The organism is Hymenobacter roseosalivarius DSM 11622, assembly GCF_900176135.1.
Lineage (GTDB): Bacteria > Bacteroidota > Bacteroidia > Cytophagales > Hymenobacteraceae > Hymenobacter > Hymenobacter roseosalivarius.
This window is the reverse complement of sequence record NZ_FWWW01000123.1, coordinates 1-8,615: the sequence shown is the minus strand read 5'-3', so window position 1 is coordinate 8,615 and position 8,615 is coordinate 1. Positions and strand designations below refer to the sequence as shown.

Below are 8,615 nucleotides of genomic sequence, written 5' to 3'. Positions count from 1 at the left end.
CTGTGTATTCATAGCGGGCATTAGTTAGGGCATTATGCTGGCGGATTTCTAGTTCTTGGTTCATCTGGATAAGTAGTTAGCTGATTCAGCTGCAATTATAACCCTTAAAACCACCATCTAAAACAAAAGTGGTTTTTAAAGGTGGTCACAAACACACCAAAGGTGGTCGATAGATACACGAAAGGTGGTTTTTACTACACGAAAGGTGGTTTTTACTACACGAAAGGTGGTTTTTACTACACGAAAGGTGGTTTGAAGTGTCTGTAATATGCTTATAATCAATTAGTTACAAGCCCCTCAAATAGAACAAATAATACAAATATCACAAGTTGTGATTCGCGCGAGGAAAAAGCTTTCAAGAGTTGTGGATAACTCCAGTCGGAAAGCAGAAAGCAAAAAACAGCAACGTTCTAGAAGCCAGTGACTTGCGCGCATTTTGTAAATTGTATATAATTGGTAATCAATGGTATATGAGTGAAGTAGATGGACTTATGTACCCTCTTGCACTCAGGAATACCTTCGCCCCTGGGGCCGTGGGGGAAGAAGCCCCGAGCAGCCGGTGCTCCCAGTGTAACCCCGTTGCACTAGATGCCCGTAGGAGAAAAAGAAATAGTATCTTACCTGTATGCCAACTACCTGCCAATACTGCGCTACCGTGTATACCCCCCGCCGCAAAGGGGGCCGGTTCTGTTCCACCAACTGCCGGGTAAGCGCGTGGGATAAGGCTCAAAAGTCCGAGGAAGGGCAGTGGTTGTACCAGGGCGAAGAGTACTACCTGGCCCGCAAAATCGACTTCTTGGGGGAGGAGGCGGGTAGGCTCTTACCCCAACTCGGCGATACGATTACCCCGGACCAAGTGAAGCAGATACGGACGCTACTTGACCGGATGCAGTACGAACGGGGCAACTCGGTAGTACAACGCATTGTGAAGGCTAATTCAGTCCCCCCAGGAGGCACTAAGCGTAAGGCGGTAGCGTAGGTAGGCCCCTGATAGCGTAAACTATAAGCGTAAAAAATAAAGCACAAGCGTAAATGCCAAACGTAAGCAAGCGTAAAGTTCAAGCGTTGTGTACTCACTAGACAATTTTAGGCAGCCGAAGCGCTGCGCTTTCGGCTGCCTAAAATTGTCTGTTCGGCCCTGCGGGCACCTCGTTCTACCCCGTGGTCCCCGGCACCCGCTACCGGTATGTTGACCACCCTTTTCCTCTATCGCCCCGATGCCCTATGCCATCCTGCGCACGGCCAAACTCAAGAGTGCCGGCAATATCAATTCCCTCAACGAGCACCTGCAGCGGCTGCGGCCTACGCCCAACGCGGACGCCGAGCTGACCCCGCTCAACGTGCAGCTGGTGGGTAGCCAAGACCTGGCGGCCGATGTGCAGGCCCGCCTCGACGAGGTGGGCTGCACGGTGCGCAGCAACGCCGTGCTGGCGGTGGAGCACCTGCTGACGTTCAGTCCCGAGTTTTTGGATATTCGCAAGGAGAACGGTAAGTCAGGCAAGCCCGCTCTAGTGGTCTATCCACCCGAGGACGGGGCCAAGCTGGCCGGCTTCCAGGCCCGGGCGATGGAGTGGCTCAGCGAGCGCTACGGGCCGGAGAACGTGGTGAATGCCGTGCTGCACCTCGATGAGCAGACCCCGCACATCCACGCCACGGTCGTGCCCATCGACGCGGTCGGCAAGCTTAATTGCCGGGCGATGCTGGGCGACCGAAAGAAGATGCGCGACATGCAGACCAGCTTTGCGGCGAAGCTGGCCCCGTTGGGGCTGCAGCGCGGAGTGGAGGGCAGCCAGGCTCAGCACCAGGAGGTAAAGCGCTTTTACGGGCTGGTGAAGGAGCTCAACCCGCAGCTGGAGCAGGAGGCGCAGCGCCAGGTGGCCCAGCAGCGCATCCACCAGGCCGGGCAGCAGCACAGCCGAGGAGGTGGAATAGGTAGATAAAGGCCAACCTTGCTTAAATCACCATTTCGCTAAACAGGCTTTAGGGTAGGTTTACTTTGCTAAGCGCCCTGATAGGCACAACACAACCCAGGAAACTATAAGCGCGAGCTATGAGAAAACTACCTTGCCTTCTATTCGGTCTGGCCACCGTGCTGCTATCCGCCTGCGGTCCCCGCGAAAAGGTCGGATACTACCCGACGGGGGAGGTGGAATACCGGGCGCCACTTGATGGGCAAGGGTTGTTGGAGGGGGAGCGTAAATCCTTTTATAAAAGTGGCCAGCTTAAAAGCATTTCGCCTTTTCATAAAAACCGCGTCACCGGACTGGTAAGGGAGTATTACCCCAACGGGCAGCTAAAGTCAGCGGAATACTTTAAAAACGGAGAAAATTTCGGCCTGGTGAAGTGGTATTACCCGACCGGCCAACCCAAGTACAACGCAACCCGATACGGAAAGGTCTACGCAGACACAACGCGCTCTTATCACCCCAATGGCGAATTGAGCCAGATGATTATCTACGACGGCAAAGGGCGGCGAATAGACTTTGGGGCGTGGCATCCAAATGGCCGAATTGACACCACCTACTCCTACCCCTTCTTTCTAGTGGACCGCGACACGGTGCCCGAAGGCCAGGATTACACCTTTGAAATGGTATTGGGGAACCGGCTTTCCAACGTGGTGAACGTGGAAGTGCTGCGCCCCACAACCGGGGTGGACAGCACGAAAGGCGTGTATTCCCGCACCCAGTTCATCGTCCGCCGCCCCGCTGCCGGCCGGCACACAGTCACAGTTCAAGCGCGCAACCTCTGGTCCCGGAAGGGGAGCGATACCATCTGGATTTACCAGACCATCCCGATTAGCACATCCTTTTGGGTGCAGACCACTCGTGGCAAAAAATGACCCTCCTTTCGGTAAACGCCTAACAGCTGGCCGCTGCAGGGCTGGAGGAGTTTAAGAAACCCATCTACGATTCAGAGTTTACGAAACGGGCCGAGGAGATGAGCTTCGTAAACGCCCAAACCGGCACCCCCGGTCCCCGGAAAAGTACCACGCTGCTAAGTAAGTCAACAAGAGTCTTATTCCTGTCTTTTTCCAAGAACCCGCATATAACTCCGATTACGTTAAGCGACTTTTCCGCGATTGCTGCCTAGCCAGCTAGGCAGCCCTTTTCTGGCTAGGGTTCCACTCGTTGGGTCTTGCTACGGGCCCGTGCCCCCACCGGGTGCTCCCCGGCACGCGCTTCGGGCCCGTCGAGTCGGGCGTTGTCTCCCCCGAGGGTGTTGGCGTAGCTAACGAGTAACGACAACTCCCGGGCATTGGCGTACTGCAGGCCATTCTGCCGGGCATAGGTGCGTAGTTGCTGCGCGTGCTGCGGAAAGTGTTTCAGCACGTCTTTGGGCTTGCGTAACTCGACCACGCCGCCCCTCACCGGGTAGAGATAAAACACCGACACGAAGCGGCACGTGGCCCTCCTGTGTGCTCTGACCCTACGCGTGCCCTCGTAGTATTCTCTGCCCGTACTCGTGCCCTCGTAGTATTGGGGTATTAACAGGTTGCAGTCCCTCAGATTCTCGCGTCGCAACAACTGGACGGGCCCTGGGCTGAGTTGTTCGTAAAAGCGCCAGGCCTCCTTGGTGGCGGGCACTTTACTAGGGGTGGGTAAGGTCAAGAAAACCCGCTCCAAGGCCACGTAGGTATCCCCCGGACGCTGGATAGGGGCCTCTTTGACGGCAAAGGCGCGAACCTGCTGTGCCGAGAGTGTGTAGGTGCTGTCGTTGACAGAACGCACGATGATGACATCCGCGCCGTAGTAGAGGTCGAGCGTTCCGGTGAGCCTCTGCCCCGTCGTCAGCACCACGGCCGCCGTCGTGAACGGCCCATTAAGGCCTAGATACGGGGTGTTCTGCGCTCGGCTACCCGTACCGAGACCCAGGGAAAGCATCGCTCCGATGAAAACCACGCGCATATTTTTACCTTTTTGCCATCGGCCGGCTCCCGGCCCTGGGGGAAAGATACGAGCGAATGCCCCAAGTAGTACCCGATCAACGAAACCGGGCGTTGGCACACCCTATCTAAGGTAAGACACGGGTGGCTTTTGACCGTCATATAAGTCGAATTATCCTATGTTCGCCTACTCGCCGTAGAACCGGCTGTTGAAAAGGAAAAGAGGGGAGTAAGATTCATCCATTATGGGGCCATTACGAGCTCGTTTATCATGACAATCCCTTCTCTTTTCTGGGGCTACTTTGGACAGTTCCGTGAGGCCGCCGAGCCTGTATTAGGATAGTAAAAGATTCCCTGGAAGTCCTTTTTCTACTTTTTGTCCACGCTAACCTAGCCCCCTATGGATTCGCAATCAGCCTTTCCCGTCGTCGGTATTGATGTGAGCAAAGCTACGCTGGCCGTCTGCTACCAGGTGGACCAGCAGCTAAAGCACTTGGAGGTCAGCAATTCGAAGGCCGGCTTCCAGCAGCTAATGAAGAGCTGTGGTACCCAGTGCCTGTTTGTGATGGAAGCCACCGGCACCTATAATCTAGCCTTGGCCTACTATCTGCACGAGCAGGGCGGGCAGGTAGCGGTAGTCAACCCCTTAGTCATCAAGCGCTTCATCCAGATGCACTTGAGCAAGGGCAAAAGCGACCGCAAGGATGCCCAGTGGCTGTTGCGCTATGGTCAGCAGCAACCCGTCAGAGTCTGGCAACCGGAGGAAACCGTGCTGGTCGAATGCCGGCAGCTCGAGCAGGTCACGGAGCAGTTGCTCAAGCAAAAAATCATGGTGAGCAATGCCCTGGAAGCGCTGCAGCGGCAACCGCTTATTTAAACTGGCCTTGAAGCGTCTGCAGCAGACCTTGAAAGCCTTAACGCAACAAGTAGCCGCCGTGGAAGTGGAATTGCTGGCTTTATTGGAACAGCGCTTTGCGGCCCAGATGACCCTGCTGTGCTCTGTTCCCGGCATTGGGCGCAAGACGGCGGGTATGCTGCTGTTATTTGCCGGCGGCTTTACGCACCTGGATAACTATCGTCAACTGATTGCCATGGCCGGCCTTTCCCCGCGGGAACACACGTCGGGGACGAGTATCCGCGGCAAAGTGCGCATCACCAAGATGGGCGGGGGCTTGATTCGGGGCAAACTGTTCATGTGCAGCTTCGCGGCCAAGAAAACGAACGCGGCCTGTAGTGCGCTTTTCGACCGCCTAGTGGCCAAAGGCAAGAACAAGAAGCTGGCCCTGATTGCCGTCTGCAACAAGCTGCTCAAGCAGGCCTTTGCTATCGTCAAATCGGGCGTGCCCTACCAAGCTGATTTTACTTCTAAACTTGCCTTAAAGGCTTGACTTTTAACACAGTTCATGATAAGTAAACTATGATTTACGAGCTGCTTTACGGCAAGCACTCATTTCCTGAATGGGATCCAGCGAGGGAGCAGGTGGAGTGGAGGTACCAGGTGTAAGAGGGAAAAGGCGAGCAGAAACCACCCGCTCAACGCGTAGAACAGATGGGGTGAGTCTCCTCCTAGAAGCAAAGAAAGAACGAGCAACCCTAGACCAACGGCTGCTCCCCCCAGGGCGAGATACCAATGCTGTTGCCACCAAAGGCGAAGCCTAGCGGAGAAGCGCAGCGGTAGTCCGAGCAGGAAGCACCCGAGGATGGTTAGCAAGCATAATGCTGCTCCTAGCAGCGGCTGCCAGATGGTGAAGCCCACCAAGTTGTCCAAGCCTCCGCGGTAATCGAGTAAGGCCAGCACGAGGTACAAGACCAGTAGCACTCCAAAGGTGCTCGCTACCTGAAAGCAGAACAGCAGTAGCTGGAAGACGCTGAGCACGGGACGAAAGAGGATAGCTTGTTTTTCTACTAAAGACGAAAGTTAGACAAAAGGCAGAAAACGCCCTTCTGCCAAGGTGTCTCATTTCTGGGAATATTTTCTTAACATAAAGTATGTTCTCGGACTCGTCTTGGAATCAGTGTAGGTGCGCCCGCATGCGCCGGGTTGCACTTTCCCCCGATGGCTCCCGGTTTTACCGCTGGTAAACGATGACCGGTCGCCACTGGTGGCTGGTGGCCCAGGTGTTGTTTTCCCTCAAAACCGTCGATATCCGGCGCATCCTGACCCACGCCGATTACAGCAAGCTGAGCAAAAAACAGCTGCAAGACCTCTGAGGGCCTTTTCTTTCCCTTTTGTTTTACCTTCCAAGACCGTACCCGTGACGCTAACTACTGAAGCCGAGCACAAAGCCGCGGTGAAGGAATTCCGGCTGCTGGCCACCGACGAAGAAGCCCACTACGCCCGCCTGCTGGTGCTGCGCGACGCCATCCACGCCTTCGAGGAGGCCAACGGCCACAATCCCGGCCCCCCGACCACCGTGGCCGGCCGGCTGCAGGTGGAGATGTGCAAGCGCCGCCTCAAGCAAAAGCAATTGGCGCAGCTGCTGGAGGTGGGCGAGTCGCGCCTGAGCGAGGTGCTGCGCGGCCGGCGCCCGGCCAACGTCGACTTTCTGCGCCGCATGTATCAGAAGCTAGGCATCCCGGCCGCCGAAGTCCTGGAATTGACGGCGTAGCCGTTCGGCCAGTCGGGAAGGCCGCTAGTTGGATAGCCCATTTAAGCGTATCTATGTGTCTTACACCGTGTAAGACATCCTGCTATGCCGCCCAAAACCCGTCTGACAGAAGCCCCAAGTAGTAAGACAAGCCCCGAAACAAGTCTTACAAAGGCAGAAAAAAGTAAGACATCGCCTGAAATCGGTCTTACAAAATCAGAAAAAAGTAAGACAGCGCCTAAAAGCAGTCTTACCGAAACCAGTACTAGTAAGACAGGCAGTGAATCACGTACCGCTGAGCCCCTTATGGGGAATAAAGCCGATACTACAGGGGAGCGTCCGCCCAAGCCGGTCAGTACCACGGCCGTGACCTGGTCCATCCGGGGGGTGGAGCGCGAAACGCGGGCCTTGCTGGAGAAGGCCGCGGTGCGGGCCGACAAGACGATGGGGCAGTACTTCAACGACGAGGTGCGGGCCTTTGTCCAGGATGAACTCCGCCAGGCGGAGGCCCCGCAGCTACCGGCCAGCCCCCGCGACCTGCAGGTGCAAGTGGAGCAGCTGACGCAGCTGGTCGAGGGCATTGCCTCCCGGTTAGCCGAGCCCGCGCGAAAGAGCTTCTGGCAGCGCGTTTTCGGCAAGTAGACGGGTAAGCCCTACTTTTTGGTGGCCGCGTCGAATAGCGGCCCATTTGCGGGCTTTCTTCCCTATCCCAGAGCCTTACTTGGCGGTGTAGTGAAAGCGGCATTGCAGCACGTACACTCCCGTCGCGTCAAAACGGTAAATCAGGCGGTGCTCCCCGCTGATGCGGCGCGACCAGTAGCCGGCAAAGTCGTGTTTGAGGGGTTCGGGCTTGCCCGTGCCCGTAGTGGGGGTGCGCAGGCACTCCTTGAGCAGCGCCCGAATCTTGCGGGCCATGGCCTTATCGGTGTCGAGCAAGTACTGAAAATCTTCCCAGGCCGCGGTATCCCAGCTCAGGGTCATATCGAGGCCGGCAGCGCGTGGGTTTCCCGCTCACCCCGACGGTCGCGCTCTAGGGCGGCGTACAGGCGTTCCGCATTAGCCGGTGAGGAGAGCAGGTGGGCGGTTTCGTCCGGGGTAGCGGTCTTGGCGGGTTGCTCCCGCAACTTGACGAAAGGCAGGTTGCGCAGGAGCTCCAGCAGGAAGCCAGCGTGGCTGTCGGGTACTTCGAGCGTGATTTTCATGGTCTGTAAAGATACGAATTAGCCGGCAGGCTTAGCCTTGCTTAGTAGTCGCTGCGTCGAACAGGGGGCCGTTAGTGGGCTTTTTCAGGCCCAGGATGGTGAGCAGGAGCCCCGAGAGGGAATGCGCCTTGGCGTGCTTGCCGGTTTTCAGGTCGTGGGCGAACTTATTACAGGCCGCTACGTGCGCCGCGCTGGCCAGGATGGTGGCCACTAGCGCCGGCGTGGTGATGCTCAACTGCGCGAGCAAGCGGCCGGCGTTCTCCACCTGGTGCGGGGCTAGACCTATCGGAGAAGCGATGCTTGGCTCCAAGTCGAACGGGATAGTTTCCGCTAAAGCTTGCGGTTTGACCGTGAAAGTGATGTTTTTGAAGGTTTTCCCGCGCTTTTCTAGCTTATAGCTGACATTCAGTTCAGTGTGCTCATTGATTTGCTTTACGGCTACGTCCAGCACCTTTTCCCGCAACTGGCTGATTCGCTCCATTTTTTCATTACCCTTCTCATCAAGCAGTCCGAGCATTTTTTTGAAATCTTGTAGGTCGTACTTCTTCGTTTCTCCTAGGTCTTTCCACTGACTACAGATTTGATAAATACGCTTAGCATACTTGCTGGTGAGGCGGAGCGCAGCCGCCAGTTCATAGCTGGTGAAATTGTTTTTGAGTTGAAATAGATAGGGTAAAACGTACTTGGTTAAGTCAAACTCGATGATCCCTTCTCCCTTGAGATAGCGGATTTGTTGAAACATCCATATCTGCCGGTACTCTTTGGCGTCTTCCACTTCCAGCATGCGTGAGCCCATATCAGCTGTGGCTTTATGCAGGTAAGCGCCATTATATCTCTTGCCTGTCAAATTAGATAACTCCTTGATATCCAATTTATATATGGTGTCCTTTTCATCCTTGCGTAGCTTGGAGATGATGAAGAAGAATAGATCTAGCTGCAGTT

The 8,615-nt window shown here is 55.7% G+C and carries 12 protein-coding genes; 8 read left to right on the top strand and 4 right to left on the bottom strand.

Annotation, left to right across the window (positions count from 1 at the left end):
• Positions 1 to 625: 625 nt before the first annotated feature.
• From B9A24_RS21390 to B9A24_RS21380, 3 genes are all read left to right on the top strand, one after another.
• Entirely contained in the window at positions 626 to 979 is a 354-nt protein-coding gene (locus tag B9A24_RS21390) for a hypothetical protein (protein WP_084448203.1), read from the top strand.
• A gap of 238 nt (positions 980 to 1,217) precedes the next feature.
• Positions 1,218 to 1,940, top strand: a complete 723-nt coding sequence (gene mobV / locus B9A24_RS21385) for a MobV family relaxase (protein WP_084448201.1) — start codon at positions 1,218 to 1,220, stop codon at positions 1,938 to 1,940.
• A 110-nt stretch (positions 1,941 to 2,050) separates the two neighbouring features.
• Positions 2,051 to 2,839: a toxin-antitoxin system YwqK family antitoxin gene (locus tag B9A24_RS21380; protein ID WP_084448199.1), complete on the top strand. Its 789-nt coding sequence runs from the start codon at positions 2,051 to 2,053 to the stop codon at positions 2,837 to 2,839.
• A gap of 274 nt (positions 2,840 to 3,113) precedes the next feature.
• On the opposite strand, the gene B9A24_RS21895 is transcribed toward B9A24_RS21380, so the two are convergent.
• Positions 3,114 to 3,356 carry a hypothetical protein gene (locus B9A24_RS21895; RefSeq protein WP_143435175.1) on the bottom strand — a complete coding sequence of 81 codons (243 nt, stop codon included), beginning with the start codon at positions 3,354 to 3,356 and terminating at the stop codon, positions 3,114 to 3,116.
• A 927-nt stretch (positions 3,357 to 4,283) separates the two neighbouring features.
• Between B9A24_RS21895 and B9A24_RS21370 the strand changes: the two genes are divergently transcribed.
• The 5 genes from B9A24_RS21370 to B9A24_RS21350 all read left to right on the top strand — a co-directional run bounded on the left by B9A24_RS21370 (position 4,284) and on the right by B9A24_RS21350 (position 7,113).
• The gene (locus tag B9A24_RS21370) at positions 4,284 to 4,760 is read left to right on the top strand and encodes an IS110 family transposase (protein ID WP_084448194.1); all 477 of its coding nucleotides are present in this window, start codon (positions 4,284 to 4,286) and stop codon (positions 4,758 to 4,760) included.
• 7 nt (positions 4,761 to 4,767) lie between these two features.
• A complete protein-coding gene (locus tag B9A24_RS21365; RefSeq protein ID WP_159452141.1) occupies positions 4,768 to 5,271 on the top strand; it encodes a transposase in 504 nt (167 codons plus the stop codon).
• A 697-nt stretch (positions 5,272 to 5,968) separates the two neighbouring features.
• Positions 5,969 to 6,094, top strand: a complete 126-nt coding sequence (locus tag B9A24_RS21890; RefSeq protein ID WP_143435174.1) for a type II toxin-antitoxin system HigB family toxin — start codon at positions 5,969 to 5,971, stop codon at positions 6,092 to 6,094.
• 44 nt (positions 6,095 to 6,138) lie between these two features.
• Positions 6,139 to 6,492 (top strand): helix-turn-helix domain-containing protein, encoded by a 354-nt coding sequence (locus B9A24_RS21355; RefSeq protein ID WP_084448187.1) that lies wholly within the window; start codon positions 6,139 to 6,141, stop codon positions 6,490 to 6,492.
• A 285-nt stretch (positions 6,493 to 6,777) separates the two neighbouring features.
• Positions 6,778 to 7,113, top strand: a complete 336-nt coding sequence (locus B9A24_RS21350) for a hypothetical protein (protein ID WP_084448185.1) — start codon at positions 6,778 to 6,780, stop codon at positions 7,111 to 7,113.
• Between the two features lie 75 nt (positions 7,114 to 7,188).
• Here B9A24_RS21350 and B9A24_RS21345 read toward each other — a convergent pair whose 3' ends face one another.
• From B9A24_RS21345 to B9A24_RS21335, 3 genes are all read right to left on the bottom strand, one after another.
• A complete protein-coding gene (locus B9A24_RS21345; RefSeq protein WP_084448183.1) occupies positions 7,189 to 7,452 on the bottom strand; it encodes a Txe/YoeB family addiction module toxin in 264 nt (87 codons plus the stop codon).
• A complete protein-coding gene (locus tag B9A24_RS22500) occupies positions 7,449 to 7,673 on the bottom strand; it encodes a hypothetical protein (protein WP_084448180.1) in 225 nt (74 codons plus the stop codon). The genes B9A24_RS21345 and B9A24_RS22500 overlap by 4 nt, the downstream gene beginning before the upstream one ends.
• Before the next feature lie 31 nt (positions 7,674 to 7,704).
• A partial coding sequence (locus tag B9A24_RS21335; RefSeq protein ID WP_159452140.1) for a replication initiation protein occupies positions 7,705 to 8,615 on the bottom strand: 911 nt, incomplete at its 5' end.

Coding starts and splice junctions, on each gene's coding strand:
- B9A24_RS21390 (WP_084448203.1), top strand. CDS start 626: ATGCCAACTACCTGCCAATACTGCGCTACCGTGTATACCCCCCGCCGC.
- mobV (WP_084448201.1), top strand. CDS start 1,218: ATGCCCTATGCCATCCTGCGCACGGCCAAACTCAAGAGTGCCGGCAAT.
- B9A24_RS21380 (WP_084448199.1), top strand. CDS start 2,051: ATGAGAAAACTACCTTGCCTTCTATTCGGTCTGGCCACCGTGCTGCTA.
- B9A24_RS21370 (WP_084448194.1), top strand. CDS start 4,284: ATGGATTCGCAATCAGCCTTTCCCGTCGTCGGTATTGATGTGAGCAAA.
- B9A24_RS21890 (WP_143435174.1), top strand. CDS start 5,969: ATGACCGGTCGCCACTGGTGGCTGGTGGCCCAGGTGTTGTTTTCCCTC.
- B9A24_RS21350 (WP_084448185.1), top strand. CDS start 6,778: ATGGGGAATAAAGCCGATACTACAGGGGAGCGTCCGCCCAAGCCGGTC.
- B9A24_RS21345 (WP_084448183.1), bottom strand. CDS start 7,452: ATGACCCTGAGCTGGGATACCGCGGCCTGGGAAGATTTTCAGTACTTG.
- B9A24_RS22500 (WP_084448180.1), bottom strand. CDS start 7,673: ATGAAAATCACGCTCGAAGTACCCGACAGCCACGCTGGCTTCCTGCTG.